The sequence below is a fragment of the Jannaschia sp. S6380 genome, assembly GCF_023015695.1.
In the GTDB taxonomy this organism is placed as follows: Bacteria; Pseudomonadota; Alphaproteobacteria; order Rhodobacterales; family Rhodobacteraceae; genus Jannaschia.
In genome coordinates, this window is record NZ_JALKAS010000001.1 from 774,040 (window position 1) to 797,625 (window position 23,586).

Sequence of the window (23,586 nt, forward strand, 5' to 3'; positions counted from 1 at the left end):
CCCCTCCCCTCACAGCTTCCGCAGGCGCGGGTTCGACACCTCGTCGAGCCCGAGATTGATGAGGAGGAGGCCGATGAACATCACCGCCAGAAGAAGCGTCGGGATGCCCCACCACCACCAGAGGTTCTGGATCAGGGCGCCGGAATTGATCGCCTCATAGATCGTGCGGCCGAGGGTCGGGATGCGTTGGGGACCGAGGCCCAGCACCTCCAGACCCACCGCCGTCACGATCGACGTGGTGACGTTGGCGATGAACGAGCCGAAGAGATAGGGAACGAGGTTCGGCATCATCTCGCGGAACATGATGTGCATGGTCCCCGCGCCGGACAGCCGCGCCATCTGGACGTAGCCGCTCTCGCGCATGGACAGGACCTGCGCCCGGATCAGCCGCGTCGGCGACTGCCACACGAAACACGCGATCAGGATCGCCATCATGGTCAGCGACACGTCGCCATAGGCGGCCTGGAACACGACCAGGATCAGCAGCGGCGGAATCGTGATCATCACGTCCGACAGCACCCGGATCACGTCGTCGACCCGCCCGCGCAGGAAGCCGGCCGAGAAGCCCAGGAAGATGCCGATGCTCATGCCGATCAGGGACGCGAGGATGCCGACGAGGAGCGAATTCGGCGCGCCCACGATCAGCAGCGACAGCATGTCCCGTCCCGATCCGTCCGTTCCCAGCGGATAGGCCCATTCGCCGGCCTGCCCCCGCAGGTTCTCGAACCCGACGGGCGGGAGCTTCAGGGGCGCGGAGGCCGTGAAGACGAGATCGAGGTTCCAGACGAGCCGCCCCAGAAGCCCCACCGCGATGATGCCCAGCAGCAGCCCTGCGCCCCAGGCCAGTTTCGGATTGCGCCACGGGTTGTCGAACCGCTTCATGCGCTTGATCTGGCGGGCGGTAAGGTCGGGGTGCTGTGCGCCGGCGGTGTCGGGCGTGGACATAGCTCAGCCCCCGTGCCGGATACGGGGATCGATGAACGGATAGACGAGATCGACAATGAAGACCGAAAGCGCGGTCATCAGGATGATGACGAAGCTGACGCCCTGGATGACGGGGAAATCCTGATTGAGGATCGCGTCGTAGAGCAGCTTGCCCATCCCGTTATATGCGAAGATGCGTTCCACCAGCACCTGCCCGGCGATCAGCAGCCCGATCTTCAGCGCGAAGGCCGTGATCTGCGGCAGGATCGCGTTGCGGATCATGTAGCGGTAGAGGATATAGCGCGGGCGCAGGCCCTTGGCCTTGGCTAGGGTCGTGTAATCCTCGCCCTGCACCGTGATCATCAGCCCGCGCATCCCCAGCGCCCAGAAGCCGAAAGTCACCACCACGATCGAGAGCGCCGGCAGGAAGCCGTGGTACAGCACCGATTGGACGAAGCTCCACGACCAATCGGGCGTGACGGTCAGGCCGTAAGCCCCGGTCAACGGGAACCACTGGAGCCGGGCCGCGAAGATCCACATCAGCAGCAGTCCCGACAGGATCGGCGGGATCGATGTGAAGACCATGGCCGCCGGGATCGCGACGCGGACGAGCTTCGGCGAATGCTCCCACACCATCAGCGCACCCAGCAGGTTGCCGACGAAGAAGGTGATCAGGAGCGAGACCAGCATGAGCCCGATCGTCCAGGGCAGCGCATTGGCGATCAGCGCCGAGACCGGCGTGGGGAAGTTGGCCGTCGACAGTCCGAAATCGAACCGCAGGACACCCCCGAGATATCTTGCGTATTGCACGATCAACGGCTGGTCGATCCCGAGCCGGGCGCGCAGCTGTTCCAGGATCGTGTCGGAGTTTGCCACCGATCCGGCCCCGGCCGCCATCCGACCCAGCGCGATCTCGGCGGGGTCGACGGGCGACAGGCGGGGGATGATCCAGATCAGCGTCGCGGCGATAAAGATCGTGAGGAACAGCGTCACGAACCGGTTCACCAAATAGTCTCGGGGGATGCCTCCCATGGTTCCGTTTCCTCCGTAGTGCGGTCCGGGACTCACTTGCGCGGACCCGAACCCCCGCCCTGCTCCTCACCTGCCCCGCACGGCCCGCCCGATGGTCCTGGGATCAGGGCCACCGGGGGCGTACCGGGCAACGTCAGCCACCCGCCTTTTCCAGGTTGTGGATGATTTGGTGCGTGTGCCCCCACCAGAACGCCGGGTGATTGTAGGCGTTCTCCGCCGTGGGCCAGCCCGTCCAGTAGGTCGTGTTGTAGGGAAGCAGCTTCGCGGCCTGCACCAGCGGGATGAAAGGCATTTCGGAATCGAGATCGGCGTAGGCCCCGGCAACCATTCCAGGCAGAGCCGGATCGTCGCCCGCCATGTCGGCCATGTCGTTAACGGTGGCGGTATAGGCCTCCGCCGCCGCGCTGTCCCAACGTGCGCTGTTGTTGAACCCGGGGCTGCGTTCCCCCACCGGCACGACGCTGTCGGTCGTGTAGCGGCTCATCGACGTCCAGGGCTCGTTGACGGACCCGCAGGACAGCCAGCTGTAGGACATCTCGTAGGCGCCGAAGGGCAGGACCTCGCCCCAGAACACGCCGTTCTCGACCGGAACGGCCTTGGCGGAAATGCCGGCGCGGTTGAGTTGCTCGACGATGACATCGATCGTGCGGGTGTATTCCGTGGAAGCGGAATTGACGTGGATATCGACGGTGAGGTCTTCGCCATCCTTCTCGTAGATGCCATCGTCGCCCTTGGCATATCCCGCCGCCTCGATGGCCATGGTGGCCGCATCGACATCCGCCGCGGGCGTCAGGCCGTGGCCGGCATCGACGATCGCGTCGATATAGGGCTGCATGGCGCCATACTGGACGAACATCGTCTGCGAGGGGACGGTCGTGCCCTCGTAGGCGACGTTCACGATCTGGTTGCGGTCGATGATGTCGGCCACGGCCTGGCGCATGGCCGGATCGTCCCATGGCGCCACCGTGGTATTGATTTCGAGCTGGCGCGGGCACGGGTCCGGCCACGCGAAGGGATAGCCCGCGTGCCACGCGATCACGTTGGGGTTCTGCGCCTGAAGGGCCTCGAACGTGCCGACGCTGACGTTCTGGCTGGCGTCGATCTGATTCGTCGCCATGAGCTGCGCGCGGCTTTCCTCGCCCCCCGTCTCCAGCCAGATCAGGCGCCGTGGTTCCGGCAGGTCCATGAAGCCGGTCCTCGCACCCCACCAATCGTCGTTGCGGTCCCAGATCATCCGGTTCGTCGCCCCGGAACTGTAGGTATAGGGCCCGGTCCCGATCGGCGGATAGAATTCGAAGGTCGCGGGATCCTCGGCCTCGCTCCAGACATGCTCGGGCATGATCAGGAAGGAGCTGAAGAGCCGCACGCCGAAATTCTCCGCCGCGAAGCGCGGGTTGGGTTCGGCCAGGGTGAACTTTACCGTCAGGTCGTCGACCTTCTCGACGCTCTCCACCTGGGAACGGAGTGTCGCGGCCTCGCGTTCCGACAACTCCTCGTTGTCGAGCGCCATCTGGACGGTGAACACGACGTCGTCGGCGTTGAATGCCTCGCCGTCGGACCACTCCACGCCTTCGCGCAGCGCCATCGTCCACTCGGTGAAATCCTCGCTCGGCTCGATGCCGGTGGCCAGCCAGGGGTCGAGCTTGCCGGTGGTGTAGTTGAGGATGAACAACGGCTCCCACATCGCCTGATGCGCACCATGCTCGCGTTTCGTGCCGGCGGTGAACCAGTTGAAGTTCTCCGGGTCCTGGATGGTCCGGTCGAGATCGAAGATCACCGTATCCTCCCGCCCGACTTCCTGCGCGAACGTCATCCCCCCGGAAGCCGCGATCGCAATGGCCGATGCGGTCAGCATTATCGTTCGTTTCATGTCGTCCTCCCTAGACGCCACGCCCGACAGCGGGTGCGGCTCAACGCACGTAGTCTATCACCAGGACGCGCGTCGCGTCCGGGATGTCGCCTTTGCGGATGTCCACCTCATGCGCGCAGGCGAAATCCACGTTCTCGTCCTCGAAATGGTTCAGGAAGCTCTCGATCCACAGCGTATTGCGGGGCCGGTAGGTCAGCGTTCGGAAATGCATCGGAATGACGAACTTCGGGCGGACGCGGCGGATCATGTCCATCAGATCGGGAAGCTCGATCGTGAGATAACCGCCGGCCAGCGCGAAAAGGACATCCACGCCTTCGAAGAACTGCTGCTGAGCCGTGGTGAGCGGGTTTCCGACATCGCCCATATGGGCAAAGCTGATCCCGTCCATCTCCCAGCGGTACATGCCGTTCTGGCCGGGCACTGCGTGTTCGGGGTGGTGATCCCATTCGGCCGCCTCGATGGCCTGCACGCGCAGGCCGGCCGCCTCGGCGGTTCCGCCGGCCCGCGCTACCTCCAGGGCGTTCAGCACCTCCGGTTCGCCCGAAATCAGGTCGGCGCGGCAATGGGCGTCATCGTCGTCCGATGAAATCAGGACCAGGTCGGCCGGATCACGGATCGGCGCATAGCCGACACCCTCCGGCGTATAGGGGTCGGTTATCACCGTCGGCCCGTCCTGCGGTCGCAGCCGAAATGCCGCGTGTCCATACCATTTTATCTGCATGGCCCACCCATCAGTTGTTGCCCACGACGCGCGGACTGGACGTCTTGGTGATGTCGTTGTTTTCGGGCCGCGAGTGATGCACCCAATGCCCCGACGGGTCGGCACCGCGGCAGATGATGGCCTCCACCCCCCTGGCCCAGTCCGCATCGACCATGCGGACATCGGTCGGACAGTAGCGCAGCGTCAGACCACAACGCCGGCGGTCGGACATATTAGCGCGGCTGCCATGGACCAGCATATCGGCATGAAGGCTGATCTGCCCCGCCTTCAAGGTGTTCGTGAAGGGATCGCCCATGTCCTTCGTAGGCACGATGCCCTTATGGAACACGGAATCGGGGCCCATCGCCGACTGTGCGATCTGGCCGCGGTCATGGGTGCGCGGCAGGAAGCGCATCGCCGAATTGCCGTCGTCGACGTCGTCGATGGCAAGCCAGACCGTCACGGTTCGCGCCGGCGAAAGCTTCCAGAAGCTCGCATCCTGGTGCCAGGGGACCTGTTTGGGGTCGCGCGGCGCCTTGCACAGTACGGCACTTGCCCAACATACGATGTCTGGTCCGATGATGTCCTCGACGCAATCGAGGATCCGGCCGTCGCGGGCGATCTCCCACAGCCCTGCCAATCGGGCCTGGTAGCAGTTGATGCCATAGGCGCCGTCCTCGCCCATGTCGGCGATCAGGCCATCGATATAGCGGCGAATGCGCGCCATCTCGCCGGCCGTGTAGATGTCGAAGGGCTGGATGAACCCCTCGCGGTTGTAATGCGCGATCTGGGCAGGCGTCAGGCGTTTCAGGTCGGTGTCAGTACTGGGCCTGAAGGACAGGTCGAGGATGTCCGTCTGCATGAGAACGTTCCCTGGCTTGGCCCCCGAAGTGTAGCAACCGCGCCGCCACGCCTCCATGACGCAGGTTGATCGGTTCTTGCGCCAGATTGACGTTTCGGCTGCCACGACGGAATTTCTTGTGCCAGAATGAGGTCATGCAGGTTCGATCCCTCCGTATCGATTCCTATCTCGCACCGGGCGAACATTTCCACGTTGCCCGCAAGGCGCTCGACGCGCGGCGTCCCAGGTTTCTCCACCGTCATGACTTCCACGAGATGTTCCTGGTCGAGAAGGGAACGGTCCGGCACCGCGTCGACGATCACCAGGAGACATTGGAGCAGGGCAGCATCGTTTTCATCCGACCCGAAGATGCCCATTCGCTCTGGGCGGCGAAGGGCAAGAGCTGCTGGATCACCAACGTGATGTTCCGCAGCCAGACGGCGGACCACCTGCGCGCCCGCTACGGCGAAGAGATCGGCGCCCGGTTCTTCTGGCGCGAGGACCGGAGCCCCGACAGGTATCTGCTCTCGGGGCCGCGGATCGAACGCGCCGCAAACGCGCTTCTGGAGCTTCGGGCCGCGCGGCGGACGCTGACGCGGATCGAACAGTTTCTGCTCTACGTGATGACGCGGATCGTGGACCACACGGTCATGGTTCCCTCGGACATGCCGTCCTGGCTGGCCTCCGCGTGCCAGGCGGCACGATCCCCGGAGGTCTTTCGCGGTGGCGCCCCCGCGCTGGTCGCCGCGACGGGAAGAAGTCACGAGCATGTCTGCCGCACGATCCGGCGACATCTGGGCCTGTCGCCGTCGGCCTATGTGAACCGCATCCGCATGGAATTCGCCGCGATGCATCTCGGCTCTTCCGAGACCTCGATCGCCGACATCGCCGCGGATTGCGGCACGGCGAATGTCAGCCACTTCTACAAGCTGTTCCAGGCGCACTACGGAAGCACGCCGAAACAATACAGGATGCGCCACCGCAAGAACCCGGTTCACTGACCGCGCCGACAGCGGCCGGAACGGCACGGGCATGTGGCGGCGATCCCCGGTTCAAGGCCCCTTCCGGGTCGGCCGTGGACCTGAACCGGGGTGTCGTGCGTTGGCAGGGCTCAAGGGACCGATACGGAATGAAGGGGGCGCCGTCGTCGGATCGCGCCGCCATCACCATTTCGGCAGGGCCGTCGCCACGCGGTCCGGTACCGCGACGCACACGACGGAAAGACCGCATGACCCAGACACCGATCATCGACAGCGAGGCGACCGTCTGGCGTCGGGTGAATGCCGATCGATTGGCGATCATCGTCGACGGGGCCGAGTATTTCCGCGCGGTCAAGAGCGCGATCCTCCAGGCCAAGGAACAGGTTCTGATGGTCGGCTGGGATTTCGACACGCGCATCCCGCTGGAGCCCGGCGGCCCGACCATGGAGGGCCCGAACGAACTGGGCGACTTCCTGAACTGGATCATCGACGAGCGGCCCGAAGTCGAGATGCGGATCCTGAAATGGAACCTCGGCATGGTCGAGTCGCTCAAACGCGGAGAGACCCCCCTGTTCATCCTGGAATGGATGACGCGGGACGGGATCGAGTTGAAGCTGGACGCCGCGCACCCACCCGGGGCCAGCCATCACCAGAAGATCATCGTCATCGACGACGCCGTGGCCTTTTGCGGCGGCATCGACGTGACCAAGGGCCGTTGGGACACCCGCGCGCATCGCGATGACGATCCCGAACGGACGGACACGCATGGCAAGCCGTTGAAGCCTTGGCATGACGCCACGACTTGCTCCGACGGCGAGATCGCCCATGCGCTTGGTCTGATCTGCCGCGAACGCTGGCGTCGTGCGACCGGCGAGGAGGTGGCGGAGCCGGAAGGGGGAAACGCCCCATGGCCCGACGGGATCGAGCCGGCCTTCCGCGACGTGGAGGTCGGAATTTCGCGCACGAACGGCGCCTTCGACGAGTACGAGCAGGTCTCGGAGATCGAGCGGATGACGCTCGCGATGATCGCCGAGGCGCGAGAGACGCTGTACATCGAAAGCCAGTACTTCGCGTCCCGCAAGATCGCCGAGGCCATCTGCAAGCGCCTCTCCGACGCCAAGTGTCCCGAAATCGTTCTGATCAACCCGCAGTCGCAGGATGGCTGGCTGGAGGAGAAGACGATGGGATCGGCCCGGTCCAAGCTCCTGCACATGGTCCGACAGGCCGACGCGCACGACCGCTTTCGCCTCTACTATCCCGTCACGGAAGGGGGGAACCCGATCTACGTCCATGCCAAGATCATGATTGCCGACGACAGGGCGCTGAAGATCGGGTCGGCCAACCTGAACAACCGTTCGATGGGGCTGGATACGGAATGCGACCTCTCGGTCTCGGCCGAACCCGACGACGCGGAACTGCGCCTCGCGATCCGCAACGTGCGCGACGATCTGCTCTGCGAACATCTGGGCGTCGACCGACAGACGCTGACGGCCAAGCTGCAGCCGACCGGATCGCTGATCGCGACAATCGAGGCTTTCGGCGACCGGGGCCGCGGCCTCCGCGAGCTGCCGGCGCGCGAGGTCGACGCGGTGGACGAGACCCTTCGCGAAGGGGAGCTGTTCGACCCGGAACGCCCCGGCAAGCTGATCGACCGCATGAAGGGTTGGGTGGGCGCGGACTGATCCGCGCCGCGCGCCGCCAGCAGGCTCGGTACCGTTTGGTCATAAGGTCATCACCATTCAGGAAGGGTTCTGCCCTGAACATTTCCGCCCCGGTACTCACATCCAGAATTGATGCCTGCTCGGCCAGGGCAAGATGATGCCAAACGACACTTTTCAACCAAAGCGGCAAAGCAGCCGTTCGACTGGCCCGAGGATACGCTGCGTCGGGTGCGCCCGGTCGATGCACCCTCCTCGCCGACGTCGCGGTGGTTCACCAAGGCGTCGTCACGCGGCAGTTGCCGACGAAGGCCCCCCGCCGCCCCGGGAACCGCACGAAGAGGTTCGCATCCACCAGCTGACCCACGGCAATGGGGTTGACGCCGTATGCCGCCTCGATTTCGTTGCCGCCAGGCAAGGGTCCGCCGACTTTCGTTCCCCCCGATGATGGCACCGCATATCGGTGAAGACTGACTGTATGGCGGCATCCTTCCCTTTCGGCTCAGTGCCGGACCCCGGGCCGCAACCCTGTTTGTCGCGGGATCTTCCAACTTCGATCCCTGGAAAGTCATAGCCTCCAACCGATCAGGGGCACGTTGCCCTGTCTTTCTACCGCTCCGGTTCTGCCGACGCGATCGGGAAGCCTGGCATCGCCAATGATGATGCCAGGCTTCCCGATCCGGCATGCAGCATATCGGCACCCCGCGTCTACAACCGCAGGGGGAACAGTCCATTCAGGGAGGAATAGGATGGAACTCAAGGGAATCGTATCGGGCAAGCTCGTCCTCGCGACCGTCGCCGTCATGTCGGTAAATGCCGCGCCGGCCTCGGCGGCGGAATGCATCGCGCCGTCGAACCCGGGGGGCGGATGGGACTTTACCTGCCGAACCATCGGGCGGATCCTGACGGAACTGGATCTGGTCGACGGCAACGTGCAGGTCACGAACATGCCCGGCGGCGTGGGCGCCGTCACCTACGCCATGGTCGCGTCCGACCGTCCGGATGACGCCGACCTGATCGTCGCCACCTCGACCGTGGGGATCACCCAGATCGCACAGGGGCGCTATCCCGCCCCGCTCGACACGATGCGGTATCTGGGCATGCTGGGCGCCGATGTCGGCGTGATCGCCGTCGACGACGACAGCGAGATCCAGTCGCTGGAGCAACTCAACGAGATCATGGTGAACGATCCCGCCTCGATCGTCACCGCCGGTTCCTCGGCGGCGGGCGGATGGGATCACCTTCGCCTTCTGATGGTCGCCAAGGAAGCCGGGCTGGAGGATCTGGGACAGCTTCGCTGGGTCCAGTTCGACGGCGGCACCGATGCGGTCACGCAGATGATGGGCGGCCAGATCGACGTCGTGTCGACCGATATCGGCGAGATCGGCGGGTTCGTCGAATCCGGTGACATCCGCATCCTCGCGGCACTCTCGGACGAGCCGATCCCGGCCTTTCCCGACGTGCCCACGGCCAAGTCGCTAGGCATCGACGTGACCGGCTACAACTGGCGCGGCCTCTATACCGGTGGCGAAGTCTCGGACGAGGACTATGCCGCCTGGGTCGAGAAGCTCGAGACCCTCTACAACTCCGACGAATGGCAGACCGCCGCGGTGGAGTTCGGCCTGGTTCCGATCTGGCGCGGGGGCGACGATTTCGAAGCCTATGTGCGCGAGCAGGAGAAGGTGATGGGCGACATCTCCCGCGAAATCGGCGTCATCGAATGAGCGTAAGGCTCGCAGGCGCCGCGATCCTGGTGGTCGCGGCGTTCTACACCTATTTCGGACGCGGCTATTCCGCCGCGTTCGGGGACGTGCTGGGGCCCTCGGTCTTTCCCGTCTTGGTGGGCACGGTCGCGATGATCCTGGCCGGCTCGCTCGTGATCTTTCCGTCGGGCACGGTTGCCTGGCCAAGCGCGGGTCGGATGGGCCGGCAGCTCGGCGCACTGGTCGTCCTGTTCGGCTATGCCTGGGTGCTGGTGCCGTTGGGCTTTCCGCTGGCGACGTTCGGCCTGATCGCGGGGCTGGCCATCGTATTGGGCGGCCCCGTCTGGAAATCTATCCTTCTCGGTGCCGTCATGTCCCTGGGCCTCTGGGCGCTGTTCGACCAGGTGCTCGGCCTGCCGCTCGCCTTTCTGGGCGATGCTCTGACGGGGGGGTGATCCGATGGACGTCTTCGCACAACTCGCCACCGGGTTCACCGTCGCGCTCACGCCGCTGAACCTGACGCTTCTGCTCCTGGGCTGCTTCTCGGGCACGCTGATCGGCGCGATGCCGGGGCTTGGGCCCGTCAATGGCGTGGCCATCCTGATCCCGCTGACCTTCAGCTTCGGCTTCGACGCCACCTCGTCCCTGATCCTGCTGTCGGCGGTCTATTTCGGCTGCATGTACGGCGGACGCATCAGCTCGATCCTGCTAAACATTCCGGGGGACGAGCCTGCGGTGATGACCACGCTCGACGGCTATCCGATGGCCCAGCAGGGGCGGGCCGCCGACGCTTTGGGCATCTCCGGCGTCGCCTCCTTCGTGGGCGCGACCTTCGCCGTGATCGGCCTGTCGCTTTTCGCGCCGCTTCTGGCGCGCGCGGCGATCCATTTCGGGCCGGCGGACTATTTCGCGCTCTATATCCTGGCCTTCGCGACGATCGGCGGCGTGGCCGGTGTCGACCCTCGCAAGACGCTGCTTTCGGCCCTGATCGGGTTGATGATCGCGACCATAGGTCTGGACCCGATCTCGGGCGTGCCGCGGTTCACCGGCGGCGATTTCCACCTCTACGACGGGATCGAGGCCATGGTGGCCCTTGTCGGGCTCTTCGCCATCTCCGAGGTGCTGATGCTGCTCGAGGCGCATCTCAAGGATCGCAAGAACGCGATCCCCGTCACGTCATGGCTTCCCGATTTCCGCGCGATCGCAGCAACCAAATGGGCGATGGCGCGCGGCTCGGTGATCGGCTTCGTCGCCGGCGTGCTGCCGGGCGCCGGCGCTTCGCTGGGCTCGGTCATGTCCTATTCGATGGAAAAGCAGGCCAGCGACAAGGACGGAACCTTCGGCAAGGGCGACCCGCGCGGCGTCGCGGCCCCCGAGGCCGGCAACAACGCGGCCTCGGGCGGCGCGCTCATTCCGATGCTCTCGCTGGGCGTTCCGGGCTCGGGCACGACGGCGGTGATGCTGGCGATGCTGATCTCGCTCAACGTACAACCCGGCCCCCTGCTGTTCGAGCGGCAGCCGGAGCTGGTCTGGGGCCTGGTCGCGTCGCTATACATGGCGAACCTCACGCTGCTGGTGCTCAACCTGCCGCTGATCGGGATCTTCACGCGGCTGATGGCGGTGCCGACCTGGGCGCTGATGCCGGTCGTGGCGGCGGTCAGTTTCGTGGGCGTGTTCTCGATCTCCAACTCGGTGTTCCACCTGGAGATGATGATCGCCTTCGGCGTGCTGGGCTACATCCTGCGCAAACTCGACGTCAGCCTCGTGCCCCTGGTACTGGGTCTGCTTCTGGGCGGCGACATGGAGCGGAACCTGCGCCGGGCCATGTCGATCTCGAACGGAGACTGGGGCGTGCTGCTGGAGAGCCCGATCTCGATCACGCTCTACATCATGACGGCGGGGTTCCTGGCGCTGTCGATCTGGCTTACGCGGCGTGACCACAAACGGACGCAGGCGCGGGTCCTCGAGGGATGATCTGGGGCTTCGTCGGACTTGGTCAGATGGGCCTGCCCATGGCGCGCAACCTCGCGCGGCGAGCGACGGTCGTGGCCCTCGACCGGCGGGGCCGCGACTTCGATGGCCTGACCACGGTCCGTGACACCGGGGCCCTTGCAGGTTGCGATGTCGTGCTGACGTGCCTGCCCGACGCCGGGGCCGTCGAACAGGTGCTGCTGGGCAAGCGGGGCCTGGCCCATCGGCTGGCACAAGGCGCGACGGTGATCGACAGCTCGACAACCTCCCACGGGACGGCCCGTCGGATCGGCGCGGCGCTGGCGGAACGCGGCCTTGGCTTCCTCGATGCGCCGATCTCCGGCATGGCCGCACGCGCGGAAGACGGCACCCTGACTATGATGGTCGGCGGCGATGCCGACCTGCTGGCAAGCCATCGCGACGCATTGTCGACCATGGCATCGACGGTACTGCATGTGGGGCCGGTCGGCGCGGGACAGCTGGCAAAGCTCATCAACCAGCTTCTGTTCGACATCAACATGGCCGCACTGGCCGAAATCCTGCCGATCAGCGCCAAGCTGGGCCTCGACCCCGAACAGGTGACCGAGATCGTCAATTCCGGCACCGGCCGCAGCCATGCCAGCGCGTTCTTCCTGCCCAATATCCTGCAGGGCGTTTTCGACAAGGGATACCCGATGGGGGCCGCCTACAAGGACCTGATCGCCGGCGCCGAGGTGACGGCGCAGAACGGATTTCCAGCACCGGTCCTGGCGGCGGCCACGGCGACCTACCAGCAGGCGCTGGCGGACGGGTTCGGCGCCGAGGACAAGGGCGCCATGATCAAGGTGTTCGAGCGTCTGACAGGCGCGGAGTTTCGTTCGGAGAGAGGGAAGGATGTCTGACGATCACGGGTTGCGGCGCGGCCTGACGAATTACGGCGACCGGGATTTCGCGGTCTATCTGCGGCGCAGTTTCGCGCGGTCCATGGGATTGTCGGGCGAGATGCTGGAGAAGCCGATCATCGGCATCGCGATGACGCCCTCGGGGTTCAACAATTGCCACCGGACGATGCCCGAACTGGTCGAGGCCGTCTCTCGCGGGATCCTGGCCGCCGGCGCCCTGCCCCGGGTCTTTCCGACGGTCAGCCTGGGCGAGGTGTTCCTGAACCCGACCTCGATGGTCTACCGGAACCTCATGTCCATGGACACCGAGGAGATGGTCCGCGCGCAGCCGATGGACGCCGTCGTTCTGATCGGCGGCTGCGACAAGACGGTGCCCGCGCAGCTGATGGGTGCCGCCAGCGCCGACATTCCCGCGATCCAATTGGTCACCGGGCCGATGAGCACGGGCCGCCACCGGGGCGAACGGCTGGGCGCCTGCACCGATTGCCGCCGCTTCTGGAGCCGCTTCCGCGCCGGAGAGATCGAGCGCGACGAGATCGACGTGGTCGAGGGCCGGCTTGCCGCGACGGCGGGCACCTGCGCCGTCATGGGCACCGCCAGCACGATGGCCATCATCGCCGAAGTCCTGGGCATGTCGCTGCCCGGCACCGCCGCCATCCCCGCCGTCGCCGCCGACCGTCTGGTCGCGGCCGAGGAGACGGGGAAGGCCGCGGTCGGGTTGCTGACGCATCCACGCAAGCCGTCCGAGATCATCACCGAACGGTCGGTGGAGAACGCCATGCGCGCGCTGATGGCGGTCTCGGGCTCGACCAATGCGGTGGTCCATCTGGCCGCCATCGCGGGGCGGCGCGGCATCCGCATCAGCGATGCGCGCCTCAACGAGATCAGCGACGAGACGCCGGTGCTGGTGGACCTCAAGCCCGTCGGCAAGGGGTATCTGGAGGATTTCCACCATGCCGGGGGCGTCGGCGCGCTGCTGCGCGAGCTGAAACCCCTGCTGCATCTCGATTGCGTGGACGTGACGGGCCAGCGTCTGGGCGATCGGCTGGAGGAACCGCTGGACTGGGTGGACCGCGACGTGATCCGCTGCGTCGACGACCCCGTCAGCCCGCAGGGGGGTCTGATCGCACTGGGCGGCAACCTCGCGCCGCAGGGGGCCATCTTCAAGCGCGCCGCCGCGACCGAGGCACTGTTCGAGACGGAGGGACGGGCCGTGGTCTTCGACAGCCTCGAAGACCTTGCGAAACGCATCGACGACCCCGATCTCGACATCACGGCCGACGATATCATGGTTTTGCAGAACGCGGGCCCCGTGGCGGCGGGCATGCCCGAAGCGGGCTATCTGCCGATCCCGAAAAAGCTGGCGCGGCAGGGCGTCAAGGACATCGTCCGCATCTCGGACGCGCGCATGTCGGGCACTGCCTTCGGCACCATCGTGCTGCATATCGCGCCCGAGACCGCGCGGGGCGGGCCGTTGGCTGCCGTGCGAACGGGCGACCGGATCCGCCTGTCGGTGGCCGAGAAACGGATCGACCTGCTGGTGGACGAAGCCGAGATCGCGCGGCGGCTGGCCGGATACGTGCCGTCCGCGCATCCCGAACGCGGCTATCGCGGCCTCTATGCCAGAACCGTGACTCAGGCGCCCGAGGGCGCTGATTTCAACTTCCTGCAACACGAGAGCACCGCCCGCTGGGGCGAGGAGGGGAACGGATGAACCTTGCGACCATGCTGGCGAAACGCGCCGAGGAAGGCCGCCCCATCCGCGTCGGCATGATCGGTGCGGGCAAGTTCGGGACGATGTTCCTGGCCCAGGCCGAACGGCAGCGCGGCATCCATGTCGTCGGCATCTGCGACCTGAACCCGGCGAACGCGAAGTCGAACCTGGACCTCGTGGGCTGGGATGCGGCGCGCTATGGCGCCGACAGCCTGGATGCGGCGGCGCGGGACGGCACCACCCATGTCGGCGACGACTGGCGCGCGCTGGTCGCCCATCCGGCGGTCGAGATCGTCATCGAATGCACCGGCGCGCCGCTGGCCGCCGTGACCCACATCTTGACCGCGTTCCGCCAGGGCAAGCACGTCATCAACGTCACCGTCGAGGCGGACGCCTTCGTCGGCCCGGGCTTCGGCGTGAAGGCGGCCGAGGCGGGCGTGATCTATTCGATGGCTTACGGTGACCAGCCGGCGCTGGCCGCAGACCTGGTGGACTGGGCGCGCGCCTGCGGGTTCAGCGTCGTGGCCGCCGGGCGCGGGCACAAATGGCTGCCGCATTACCGTCAGTCGACGCCCGACACCGTCTGGGACCACTGGGGCCTGACCGCCGAGCAGGCCGAACGCGGGCGCCTGAATCCCAAGATGTTCAACGCCTTCCTCGACGGGTCCAAGCCCGCCATCGAGAGCGCGGCCATCGCGAATGTCTGCGGCCTGGATGCGCCGTCCGAGGGGCTGGTCTTTCCACCCGGTTCGATCGACGACATCCCCACCCTCGCCCGCCCCCGGTCCGAGGGCGGCGTGCTGGAGCGGAAGGGCATGGTCGAGGTCATCTCCTGCCTGCGCGAGGACGGCACGCAGATCGACCATGACATCCGCAAGGGCGTCTGGGTCTGTTTCGAGGCGGATACCGAATACCTCCGCAACTGCTTCGAGGAATACAAGGTCGTGACCGATCCGTCGGGCCGCTACATGTGCGAAAGCCGCCGCTGGCACCTGATCGGGCTGGAGCTGGCCTATTCCGTCGCCTCCATCGGCCTGCGCGGCGAGCCGACGGGCGTGGCGCGCGAGTTCCGCGGCGACGTGGCCGCCGTCGCCAAGCGCGTGCTGAAGGCGGGCGAGGTGCTGGACGGCGAAGGCGGCTACACCGTCTCGGGCGGATTGCGCCCGGCGGCCATGTCGGTCGCCGGCGGCTACGTCCCCCTGGGACTGGCCCATGACGTCAAGCTGGTCCGCGATGTGGCCGAAGGCGCACCCGTCACCTGGGACCATGTCGAGATCGACACGACGACCGACGCCTATCGCCTTCGCCGCGAGGTCGTGGCCGGCCTGGATGCCGGCGCGTGATTGCGGGGATCTCGTATATCGGGCACGGATTGCGGCGGCCGGAATCCGTTCTGACCACGTCCGCGGGCGACGTGTTCTGTTCGCACGGCGCGCGCGGGGTGGCGCGCATTCGCCCCGGCGGAAGCCAGCTGGCCCTCGCCCCCGAAACGCAGATCGGCGGCCTGCCGGTGCTGGCCAACGGGATCGCGCTGCGATGGGACGGTGGGTTCCTTGTCGCCAACATCTCGGATGCCGGCGGCCTGCTGGAGCTGGATGCCGACGGGATGCGGCTGTTCCACCCCTGCACCGACGGCGACACCGCCCAGCCGGTGAATTTCGTGATGCTGGACCCGCTGGGCAAGATCTGGGTCACCGTGTCGTCGACTTTCTCGCCCCGGTCACGTGCCTACAACCGGCAGACCGCCAACGGATATGTCGCCACGATCGAAGACGGACGCTTTCGCGTCTGCGCCGGGGGACTGGCCTACACCAACGAGGTGCGGACCGATTACGAGGGCGGCTGGCTCTATATCGCCGAGACGATGGGCCAGCGGATCAGCCGCGTGCGCCTGGACGAAAGGGGCGTGCACGGCGGGCCCGAGGTCTTCGCCCGGATGCCGCGCGGCGCTTTCGTCGACGGGCTCGAAATCGACGCGGAGGGCGGCGTGCTGGCGGCTTGCATCATCTCGAACGAGTTGATCCGCATTGACCCCGATGGCGGCCAGACCGTGATCGCGGGTGAACGCGACGAGGCCTGGGTGGATGAGGTCGAGGCCGATTTCGACGCCGGCGATCTTGGTCGTCGCCATCTGGACACCGCCCCGACGAATACGCTGCGCAACATCTCCAGCGTGGCCTTCGCCGGCCCCGACCTGGACCGCCTCGTCTGCGGGAACTTGCTGGACGACCGCCTGCCCACCCTGCCCGCACCCGTTCCCGGGCGCGCCCCGCCCCACTGGGACGTCGACGTGCCGATCTGGGGTGATGCGTTCTAGGTCGGCACCCGCTAGGGTTCCCGGATCATGCGCCACGATCTCTATTCGCTGCAGCTTTTCATGACGGTGGCCGCCTGCGGCAGCATCGCCGCCGCAGCCAGCCGCCACAACACCGTCGCGTCGGCCATCAGCAAACGGATTTCCGACCTGGAGGCGGGGATCGGCACGCCGGTCCTGTCGCGCAAGCGCCACGGCGTGGAACTGACGCCCGCCGGTCAGGACCTGCTGCGCCACGCGCAGGCCGTGCAGGACGCCGTTCGGCGGATGGAGGCCGACCTGTCACGCCATGCGGCCGGTCTCCGGGGTGCGATCCGCATCGCGGCCAACACCTCCGCCATCACCCAGTTCCTACCCGAGGATCTGGCCGCCTTCGTGGCCGATCATTCCGACCTTGCTATCGAACTCGTCGAGCTGACCAGCGATGCGGCGCTGGCTGCCGTGCGTTCCGGGCAGGCCGATCTGGGCATCTATTCCGGCCTGAGCGATGCGGGCGACCTGCGCATCTGCCCCTATCGCAGCGATACGCTGGTCGTGGCCGCCCACCGGGGTCACCGGCTGGCCCTTCGGCGCAGGGTCCGGTTTGCCGATGTGCTGGACGAGGATTTCGTCGCGCTTCAGCAAGGCAGCTCCATCCAGGCGCATCTGGAGCGTCAGGCCGCACGACATGGCGACAAGCTTCGCACGCGGGTCCAGGTCATGAGCTTCGACGGCGTCCGCCGCATGGTTCAGGCCCGGCTAGGCATCGCGATTTTGCCCTTCGGCGCGGTGGAGCCGTATCTGGAGGGCTCGAACCTGGCGATGATCCCGATCGACGAGCCTTGGGCGCGCCGCGAATTGCGGATTGCCATTCGCGACCCGGAATTACTGACCATTCAGGCGCGGACGCTCTTGCAGGTGCTGACCGGGACCGAGGATGCCCGGCCTTCGGTGCGGCAGCCGGCCCCGCGTCAAGGAAACGTGACTTTGGCGGCCCCTCGGTCCGCGTTATCCCCCGAAGGGAAGGAGCCTTGCCGATGACAGATGCCCGACCCTTCGTGCCGTCCCGCCGCAACCTGCTGCTGGGCGGTGTCGCGCTCCTGGGTCTCGGCGCAGTCTCGGCCACGGCCGTCGCCCGCCGGGATCGCTTCGCCGGCGAAGAGATGACGCCGCCGCAGGCCCTGGCCGCGGCCCGGGCGGACGATCTGCTGTTGGTCGACATTCGACGGCCCGAAGAATGGGCGCGGACGGGCATACCCGAAGGGGCTACCCCGATCGACATGCGGCGCGACGACTTCATCGAGGTTCTGTCCGGCCTGACAGGTGCGGACAAGGACCGACCCGTCGCCCTGATCTGCGCGCGCGGCGTCCGGTCCGACCGCCTGGGCGCGCGGCTCGCATCCGCCGGGTTTGCGCGGATCGTCGACGTGCCCGAAGGCATGTTGGGTTCGGACGCCGGGCCCGGCTGGCTGGATCGCGGCCTGCCGGTCCGACATCCATGAAGGCGCTGCTGACCTGGCTCGCGCTGACGTTGCCGGCGATGGCGCAGGCCGATTGCGGGCGCGACGCCCCGCCCTGCCGGACAGCGAACGGCAGCTATCACATCGCCCTGCCCGAGGACCCGCGGGGCGCCCCGGCGGTCATGTTCCTGCACGGCTTCGGCGGCAGTGGCAGCGGCATGTTGGGCCTGCAGGGAACCGTTCGCGCCCTGACGTCGCGGGGATACGCCGTCATCGCGCCCGACGGTCAGACGCGCGATGGCCGCAGCGGTCGGTTCTGGGCGTTCCGAGATGATATCGGCGGCGAAGCCCGCGACGAGGCCGCGTTCCTGGCCGAGGTCGTGGCGGAGGCCGGGGCCGAACACGGCATCGACGTCGATCGGATGATCCTCGCGGGGTTCTCGAACGGGGCGTTCCTGGTGAACTACCTCGCGTGCGGGACGCCGGGGGCCTTCGCCGCATACGCACCGGTGGCGGGCGGCTTCTGGCAACCCCAGCCGGAGGCATGCGCGGGTCCGGTCCGTCTGCTGCACACGCATGGCTGGCGGGACTCGACGGTGCCGTTGGAGGGCCGCCCGCTGCGAGACGGACAATGGCTGCAAGGCGACATCTTCGCGGGCCTGACGATCTGGCGGGCGGCCAATGGCTGTACCCGCCCCGATCCTTCGGGATATCGGGCGACGGGCGATTATCAGCACCGTTTCTGGACCTGCGCGTCCGGATCGGCGCTGGAACTGGCGTTGCATCCGGGGGGCCACGGCGTGCCCGAAGGCTGGTCCGAGATGATGCTGGACTGGTTCGAGGGGCTGCCCGAGAGCTAGGACTATTCCGCCGGGGTCACCGTGACCTGGGCGCGCAGCTCCTCGCGCCATCGGGCGGCGCGCTTGGCCACCAGTGGCGAGCGCACCTCCTGCGGGGTGGCCATCGTGCCGGTCATCGGCACCGCGGACAACCGCGACAGGGGCGCGGCCAACAGAAGGCTGCCCATGATCGGCACCAACCAGAGCGAGACGTATCCCGTCGCCATCCCGGTCAGAAGGACGGCACCCAGGACGGTCTCGAAACAGTGGAAGCGGATCAGTGTCCGCCAGCCCTGTGCACCGCCTGCCCGCGATTGCGGTGTCCAGTCCGGGCGTCGGCCGGTCAGGGCGGACAGCACGGCCAAGGTCTGCTGCACCATCAGGATCGGCGCGTAGGCGATCGAAACCGCGATCTCCAGCAGCAGCGACCCCGCGAACCGCCGGCCCCCGCCCAGATGCGACAGCTTGGTTCCCGACGCGATCAGGACCGATGCACCCACCAGCTTGGGCGCCAGAAGCAATGCGTACATCGTCACCATCAGCCAGACATGGCTGACGGGCGACATCTCGGGCCAGTTGGGCATCGTCGGGTTCGAGGGCGAGAAGTAGTTGATGACCGAGCGTTCCTCGGACACGCCGATCACCGCCCACAGCGTCAGCAGGAGGAACCATAGCGGCGAAAGCAGGTATCCGACGGCGCCGTGGAACAGGTGGAAACGCGACAGGGCGTGGAACCCGCGCGTGCCCAGCAGGCCCAGATGCTGCAGGTTGCCCCGGCACCAGCGGCGGTCGCGCAGGACATGGTCGATCAGCGTGGGCGGCGTTTCTTCATAGCTGCCGCGCAGGCGGGGCAGAAAGCGCACCGACCAGCCGGCGCGACGCAGGAGGCCCGCCTCGACGAAATCATGGCTCAGGATCAGGCTATCGCGCCCGCCGCGAAACGAACGGACATGCGGCAGACCCGCCGAGGCGGCGAAGGCCTGCGTGCGGATGATGGCGTTGTGGCCCCAATAGTTGCCCTCGCGTCCGGTCCAACGGGCCAACCCTTCGGCCAGGGCCACGCCATAGATCGCGTTGGCGAACTGTTGACTGCGGGCGAACAGCGTCCGCGCGCCGATGAGCTGGGGGAAGGACTGGATCAGGCCTGCCGCCGGATCGCGGCCCAGCGCGTCCGACAGGGCGCGGATCGCCTGCGCCGACATCAGGCTGTCGGCATCCAGAACCAGCATGGCGTCGTGCCCGCCGCCCCATTCGGCGACCCATTGTGCCAGGTTACCGACCTTGCGATCGGTGTTCTCGACCCGTCGACGGTACCACAGGGCGGCCTGCGGCATCCGCGCCCGCAGCGCGGCATAGGCGGCCTCCTCCTGCAGGGCGCGGTCCGCATTGCGCGTGTCCGACAGGATATAGAGCGCGTAGCGATGCGCGCCCGGTGCCGCCGCCAGCCGCTCCAGCATCGCGGCGGCATTGCCCATCACGTCCCAAGGGGCCTCCTCGTGCACCGGAACCAGCAGGGCCACATCCAGCGTGCGCACCGGGCCCGCTTCGGGCGCGGTGTGCCGGAGCATCGCGGCGGCCCCAGCCAGGACGGTCGCGAAGGTGAGCGCGATCCAGAAGAAGCCCACCCCGATCAACACCGTCAGCAGACCTTCGGCCCAGGTCGTCCCGCCACTGGCGAACCAGGACAGGAAGCCCCAAAGCAGCAGGGCCGTGCCCACCGCCGCGGGCAGGAACGTGCCCAGCCGCCAGAACGCCGCCCCGGTGTCGATGGCCGACCCGGGTGCCGCGGCGTCGCGAAAGCTGCGCGACAGATCCTGCCGCGGATGCGGCATCGGACGCGGCGGCGGCATCGCGCCGTGGGGGCACTGACTGGTCACGCCCGCGTCCATCGATAAAGCCAGACTTCGGACGCGGCGGCCCCGTCGCGGAAAAGCTGCGCGCGCAGTTCCACGGCGTCCGCGTCGCCGGGGTCGAAGCCGAAGGCCAGCCGGACGCCGCCCGTCTCGGGGTTGCGCTGGACGATCCCGTCGGTCGTCTCGCCCCGGTTCGCGGCGACGTAGACAACCAGCCCTTCGACCGCGCCGAACCGTTCGGGCAGGTCCAACGCGGGATGATCGGCGAAGTCGATGGCCGCGATCCATCCATCCTGATCGAAATTCAGGCCCATATGCGTGTCGAGGACGCGCGCGACATCGTCCCGTCGGGGCGGGGCGGCGGCGCCCGCGGCCTCCTGCCCCCAGGTCATGCGATAGGCGAAGCGGTGCTCGCTGCCGGCGGCGAGAACCTCGCGCGGGCGCCAATAGGCAACGATGTTGTCGTAGATCTCCTTGTCGGAGGGGATCTCGACCAGGCGCACGACGCCGGGGCCCCAGCCTTCCTCCGGCTCGATCCAGAGGCTGGGCCGTTCGTGGTAATGCGCCTCCAGATCGGCGAAGTCGGACAGCCGGCGCGCCCGCTGCATCAGGCCGAAGCCCCGCGGCCCGTCATCGACGAAGCTGGATACCTGCAGCGTCGTCGGGTTCGCCAACGGACGCCAGAGCATCTCGCCCGCGCCGTTCCAGACCAGCAACCCGTCGCTGTCGTGGATCGCCGGGCGGAAATCTTCGAAGCGCGGGCGGTTCGTCTGATCGTAGAGGAACATCGAAGTCAGCGGCGCGATGCCGACATGGTCCAGGTCTACGCGCGGGAACAACACGGACTCCACCCGCATCTCGCAGGCCGGGCCGGGCGTGACCTCGAAACGATAGGCTCCGGTGACCGACGGGCCGTCCAGGAGCGCGTGCATCGTGATCGTGGCATCGCCCGGTTGCGGCTCCTCGACCCAGAACCGCACGAAATCGGGAAACTCCTCGCCATCCGGGTCACCGGTGCGCAGGGCCAGGCCGCGCGCGGACAGCCCGTACTGCTGCGCCGCGCCGATCGCCCGGAAGTAGCTGGCCCCCTGAAAGACCGCGAACTCGCGATAGTTCCATTCGTCGGGGAACAGGTGCCGCAGACGCAGGCCGGAATATCCCATCGACTCGTCCACCGGCAGGTCGGGGGCGTCGTCCGTGCGGTCAAACAGGGCCAAATCGAAGGCCAGACGGTTCGCCTCGCCCGCGCGGACGACGTCGATATCCACCGCGCGCGGGAAGTAGAGGCCGGGATGGAACAGATCCATCTCGAAGGGCAGCGCGTCCTCGGCCCAGATCGCGTTGCGCGTGTCGAACCAGATGCGCCGGTATTCGTCATAGGTCAGGTCGCGCCATTCGGCGGGCACCTCGGGGCGGGGCATGTGCGCGTCCGCGGCCATCCGGCGCGCCAGGTCGATCACCGTGTCAGGCCCGAACGGCGTGGTCGCCAGAAAGCGCGGCATCGCCGCATGTGCGGGCAGTGCCATCGCGACGGCCACCCCCGAGACGGATGCCAGGAACGCGCGGCGCTTCATCGGCGCACCCGCCACGGCTGCGACTTGAACCAGCCCGCGCCGTAGGCACAGGCCACCAGCAGGCCGAACCCGGTCAGGTTGATCAGCGCCCAGGTGCCTGCCGAGCGACCGATCACATCCAGCAGGTAGCCGTTGATGCGCGCCAGCACCATCGAGAAGACGAAGACCGCCAGACTCTGCTGGCCGACCTTCATCACAACGGCCACGAACTCGTCCCAGAGGCGGGCCAAGGCGCCCTGCCCCGTCGCCACCAACCTGTGCCCGCCCGCGCCTGCCAGCGCCCAGGCCAGATAGGCCAGCGCCAGGAAATGGGCATAGTGGAGGATCCCGTGGTCGGACTTGTCGAACCAGCCGCCATGCGCCTGGCGCCAGTCGAAGACCGGATTGCAGGCGCCGAACCCTGTCTCGGCACAGCCCGTTAGGGCCGTATAGACGCCCTTGACGGCGTCGGTCTGGAACAGGCGAAACCCCATGCTGGACAGGAAGAAGCTGACGATCACGAATGCGATCGCAAGGCCGATCAGCCAAGGGCGGACCGGCGGCGCCGGGATCCAGCCGCGCATGAAGGCGAAGCCGGTGAAGAACAGCAGTTGCCAACCGAACGGGTTGAAGAACCACTGCCGGTCGGACCACGGCTCGGCCGGCAGGGACAGGTGCAAGTGGCCGAGGTTCAGCCATTCCAGCAGCGCGCCTTGCGCGAACAGCCACACGGTGACCGATGCCAATGCCAGCAGCGGCAGGGACACCCGGGCCAATGCGACGACCAGCGGCATCATCACCAGCACCACCATATACATCGGCAGAATATCGAAATAATTCGGCACGTAGGTCAGCGTCATCAGCCCGATCAGCTGTGGCGCCGGGTCGGCGAAGAACTTCCACAGGTTCAGCGAGCCGATGTATTCCTTGTCCGGGTGCCATCCGGTCGCGTCGATCGCGGCCAGGATCGTGGCGAGCGCCAGGAACATGCAGATATGCGCCCAGTAGATCTGCCAGACGCGGTAAGCCACGCGCGCCGCGCCCATCGTCCAGCCCGCGCGGTCAAAGGTGCGGCCGAACGCGATGGCCGACGCCATGCCCGAACAGAAGACGAAGATCTCCGTCGCGTCCGAAAAGCCCCAGCGGGCCGGGATCCAGAGCGTCCAGGCGTTGCCGGGCGTGTGCGCCAGCAGAATGATGAACATTGCCAGCCCGCGGAAGAAATCCAGCCGGGGATCGCGGATCGCTGCGCCCGCCGTCGCCATCGTGACGGGACGTCCGGCATACGCGGCATCCGGGGTGGTCGTTGTCATC

21 protein-coding genes are annotated in these 23,586 nt (G+C 67.0%); 12 read left to right on the top strand and 9 right to left on the bottom strand.

Annotated elements, in window-relative coordinates; genetic code table 11:
* Positions 1-9: 9 nt before the first annotated feature.
* From MWU52_RS04030 to MWU52_RS04050, 5 genes are all read right to left on the bottom strand, one after another.
* A complete protein-coding gene (locus MWU52_RS04030; protein WP_246949706.1) occupies positions 10-945 on the bottom strand; it encodes an ABC transporter permease in 936 nt (311 codons plus the stop codon).
* 3 nt (positions 946-948) lie between these two features.
* Positions 949-1,929, bottom strand: coding sequence for an ABC transporter permease (locus tag MWU52_RS04035; protein WP_246949708.1), 981 nt, complete (start codon positions 1,927-1,929; stop codon positions 949-951).
* 160 nt (positions 1,930-2,089) lie between these two features.
* Complete coding sequence (locus MWU52_RS04040) at positions 2,090-3,826, bottom strand: ABC transporter substrate-binding protein (RefSeq protein ID WP_246949710.1); 1,737 nt, start codon at positions 3,824-3,826, stop codon at positions 2,090-2,092.
* Between the two features lie 40 nt (positions 3,827-3,866).
* Positions 3,867-4,547 carry an MBL fold metallo-hydrolase gene (locus MWU52_RS04045; RefSeq protein WP_281493902.1) on the bottom strand — a complete coding sequence of 227 codons (681 nt, stop codon included), beginning with the start codon at positions 4,545-4,547 and terminating at the stop codon, positions 3,867-3,869.
* A gap of 10 nt (positions 4,548-4,557) precedes the next feature.
* Positions 4,558-5,388 (bottom strand): phytanoyl-CoA dioxygenase family protein, encoded by an 831-nt coding sequence (locus MWU52_RS04050; RefSeq protein WP_246949713.1) that lies wholly within the window; start codon positions 5,386-5,388, stop codon positions 4,558-4,560.
* A 134-nt stretch (positions 5,389-5,522) separates the two neighbouring features.
* Between MWU52_RS04050 and MWU52_RS04055 the strand changes: the two genes are divergently transcribed.
* Positions 5,523-6,368 carry an AraC family transcriptional regulator gene (locus MWU52_RS04055; protein WP_246949716.1) on the top strand — a complete coding sequence of 282 codons (846 nt, stop codon included), beginning with the start codon at positions 5,523-5,525 and terminating at the stop codon, positions 6,366-6,368.
* Between the two features lie 227 nt (positions 6,369-6,595).
* Positions 6,596-8,029, top strand: coding sequence for a phospholipase D-like domain-containing protein (locus MWU52_RS04060; RefSeq protein ID WP_246949719.1), 1,434 nt, complete (start codon positions 6,596-6,598; stop codon positions 8,027-8,029).
* Positions 8,030-8,279: 250 nt separating this feature from the next.
* Here MWU52_RS04060 and MWU52_RS04065 read toward each other — a convergent pair whose 3' ends face one another.
* Positions 8,280-8,423 carry a hypothetical protein gene (locus MWU52_RS04065; protein ID WP_246949720.1) on the bottom strand — a complete coding sequence of 48 codons (144 nt, stop codon included), beginning with the start codon at positions 8,421-8,423 and terminating at the stop codon, positions 8,280-8,282.
* 331 nt (positions 8,424-8,754) lie between these two features.
* Between MWU52_RS04065 and MWU52_RS04070 the strand changes: the two genes are divergently transcribed.
* The 10 genes from MWU52_RS04070 to MWU52_RS04115 are packed head-to-tail and all read left to right on the top strand — an operon-like array spanning position 8,755 to position 18,887.
* Positions 8,755-9,729 (top strand): tripartite tricarboxylate transporter substrate-binding protein, encoded by a 975-nt coding sequence (locus MWU52_RS04070; RefSeq protein ID WP_246949721.1) that lies wholly within the window; start codon positions 8,755-8,757, stop codon positions 9,727-9,729.
* Positions 9,726-10,163 (top strand): tripartite tricarboxylate transporter TctB family protein, encoded by a 438-nt coding sequence (locus MWU52_RS04075; protein WP_246949723.1) that lies wholly within the window; start codon positions 9,726-9,728, stop codon positions 10,161-10,163. Before MWU52_RS04070 ends, MWU52_RS04075 begins: the two co-directional genes overlap by 4 nt.
* Before the next feature lie 4 nt (positions 10,164-10,167).
* Positions 10,168-11,682, top strand: a complete 1,515-nt coding sequence (locus MWU52_RS04080) for a tripartite tricarboxylate transporter permease (RefSeq protein WP_246949725.1) — start codon at positions 10,168-10,170, stop codon at positions 11,680-11,682.
* Positions 11,679-12,560, top strand: coding sequence for an NAD(P)-dependent oxidoreductase (locus tag MWU52_RS04085; protein WP_246949727.1), 882 nt, complete (start codon positions 11,679-11,681; stop codon positions 12,558-12,560). Before MWU52_RS04080 ends, MWU52_RS04085 begins: the two co-directional genes overlap by 4 nt.
* A complete protein-coding gene (locus MWU52_RS04090; protein ID WP_246949729.1) occupies positions 12,553-14,274 on the top strand; it encodes a dihydroxy-acid dehydratase in 1,722 nt (573 codons plus the stop codon). The genes MWU52_RS04085 and MWU52_RS04090 overlap by 8 nt, the downstream gene beginning before the upstream one ends.
* On the top strand, positions 14,271-15,617 hold the full coding sequence (locus MWU52_RS04095; protein ID WP_246949731.1) for a Gfo/Idh/MocA family oxidoreductase: 1,347 nt from the start codon (positions 14,271-14,273) through the stop codon (positions 15,615-15,617). Before MWU52_RS04090 ends, MWU52_RS04095 begins: the two co-directional genes overlap by 4 nt.
* Entirely contained in the window at positions 15,614-16,591 is a 978-nt protein-coding gene (locus MWU52_RS04100) for an SMP-30/gluconolactonase/LRE family protein (RefSeq protein ID WP_246949733.1), read from the top strand. Before MWU52_RS04095 ends, MWU52_RS04100 begins: the two co-directional genes overlap by 4 nt.
* Before the next feature lie 27 nt (positions 16,592-16,618).
* Entirely contained in the window at positions 16,619-17,608 is a 990-nt protein-coding gene (locus tag MWU52_RS04105) for a LysR substrate-binding domain-containing protein (protein WP_246949735.1), read from the top strand.
* Entirely contained in the window at positions 17,605-18,069 is a 465-nt protein-coding gene (locus tag MWU52_RS04110) for a rhodanese-like domain-containing protein (protein WP_246949737.1), read from the top strand. Before MWU52_RS04105 ends, MWU52_RS04110 begins: the two co-directional genes overlap by 4 nt.
* Positions 18,066-18,887, top strand: a complete 822-nt coding sequence (locus MWU52_RS04115; protein WP_246949739.1) for a PHB depolymerase family esterase — start codon at positions 18,066-18,068, stop codon at positions 18,885-18,887. Before MWU52_RS04110 ends, MWU52_RS04115 begins: the two co-directional genes overlap by 4 nt.
* Positions 18,888-18,889: 2 nt before the next feature.
* Here the strand turns inward: MWU52_RS04115 and mdoH are convergent, their stop codons facing one another.
* Genes mdoH through MWU52_RS04130 form a run of 3 tightly spaced genes read right to left on the bottom strand, consistent with a single transcriptional unit; the run spans position 18,890 to position 23,585 of the window.
* Entirely contained in the window at positions 18,890-20,755 is a 1,866-nt protein-coding gene (mdoH, locus tag MWU52_RS04120; RefSeq protein ID WP_281493903.1) for a glucans biosynthesis glucosyltransferase MdoH, read from the bottom strand.
* Positions 20,740-22,293: a glucan biosynthesis protein G gene (locus tag MWU52_RS04125; RefSeq protein WP_246949745.1), complete on the bottom strand. Its 1,554-nt coding sequence runs from the start codon at positions 22,291-22,293 to the stop codon at positions 20,740-20,742. The genes mdoH and MWU52_RS04125 overlap by 16 nt, the downstream gene beginning before the upstream one ends.
* Positions 22,290-23,585, bottom strand: a complete 1,296-nt coding sequence (locus tag MWU52_RS04130; RefSeq protein WP_246949748.1) for an OpgC domain-containing protein — start codon at positions 23,583-23,585, stop codon at positions 22,290-22,292. The genes MWU52_RS04125 and MWU52_RS04130 overlap by 4 nt, the downstream gene beginning before the upstream one ends.
* Position 23,586 lies beyond the last annotated feature (1 nt).

Excerpts from the sequence above, each read along its gene's own strand:
- MWU52_RS04030 (WP_246949706.1), bottom strand. The coding sequence starts at position 945 with ATGTCCACGCCCGACACCGCCGGCGCACAGCACCCCGACCTTACCGCC.
- MWU52_RS04040 (WP_246949710.1), bottom strand. The coding sequence starts at position 3,826 with ATGAAACGAACGATAATGCTGACCGCATCGGCCATTGCGATCGCGGCT.
- MWU52_RS04045 (WP_281493902.1), bottom strand. The coding sequence starts at position 4,547 with ATGCAGATAAAATGGTATGGACACGCGGCATTTCGGCTGCGACCGCAG.
- MWU52_RS04050 (WP_246949713.1), bottom strand. The coding sequence starts at position 5,388 with ATGCAGACGGACATCCTCGACCTGTCCTTCAGGCCCAGTACTGACACC.
- MWU52_RS04055 (WP_246949716.1), top strand. The coding sequence starts at position 5,523 with ATGCAGGTTCGATCCCTCCGTATCGATTCCTATCTCGCACCGGGCGAA.
- MWU52_RS04060 (WP_246949719.1), top strand. The coding sequence starts at position 6,596 with ATGACCCAGACACCGATCATCGACAGCGAGGCGACCGTCTGGCGTCGG.
- MWU52_RS04070 (WP_246949721.1), top strand. The coding sequence starts at position 8,755 with ATGGAACTCAAGGGAATCGTATCGGGCAAGCTCGTCCTCGCGACCGTC.
- MWU52_RS04075 (WP_246949723.1), top strand. The coding sequence starts at position 9,726 with ATGAGCGTAAGGCTCGCAGGCGCCGCGATCCTGGTGGTCGCGGCGTTC.
- MWU52_RS04080 (WP_246949725.1), top strand. The coding sequence starts at position 10,168 with ATGGACGTCTTCGCACAACTCGCCACCGGGTTCACCGTCGCGCTCACG.
- MWU52_RS04085 (WP_246949727.1), top strand. The coding sequence starts at position 11,679 with ATGATCTGGGGCTTCGTCGGACTTGGTCAGATGGGCCTGCCCATGGCG.
- MWU52_RS04090 (WP_246949729.1), top strand. The coding sequence starts at position 12,553 with ATGTCTGACGATCACGGGTTGCGGCGCGGCCTGACGAATTACGGCGAC.
- MWU52_RS04095 (WP_246949731.1), top strand. The coding sequence starts at position 14,271 with ATGAACCTTGCGACCATGCTGGCGAAACGCGCCGAGGAAGGCCGCCCC.
- MWU52_RS04105 (WP_246949735.1), top strand. The coding sequence starts at position 16,619 with ATGCGCCACGATCTCTATTCGCTGCAGCTTTTCATGACGGTGGCCGCC.
- MWU52_RS04110 (WP_246949737.1), top strand. The coding sequence starts at position 17,605 with ATGACAGATGCCCGACCCTTCGTGCCGTCCCGCCGCAACCTGCTGCTG.
- MWU52_RS04115 (WP_246949739.1), top strand. The coding sequence starts at position 18,066 with ATGAAGGCGCTGCTGACCTGGCTCGCGCTGACGTTGCCGGCGATGGCG.
- mdoH (WP_281493903.1), bottom strand. The coding sequence starts at position 20,755 with ATGGACGCGGGCGTGACCAGTCAGTGCCCCCACGGCGCGATGCCGCCG.
- MWU52_RS04125 (WP_246949745.1), bottom strand. The coding sequence starts at position 22,293 with ATGAAGCGCCGCGCGTTCCTGGCATCCGTCTCGGGGGTGGCCGTCGCG.
- MWU52_RS04130 (WP_246949748.1), bottom strand. The coding sequence starts at position 23,585 with ATGACAACGACCACCCCGGATGCCGCGTATGCCGGACGTCCCGTCACG.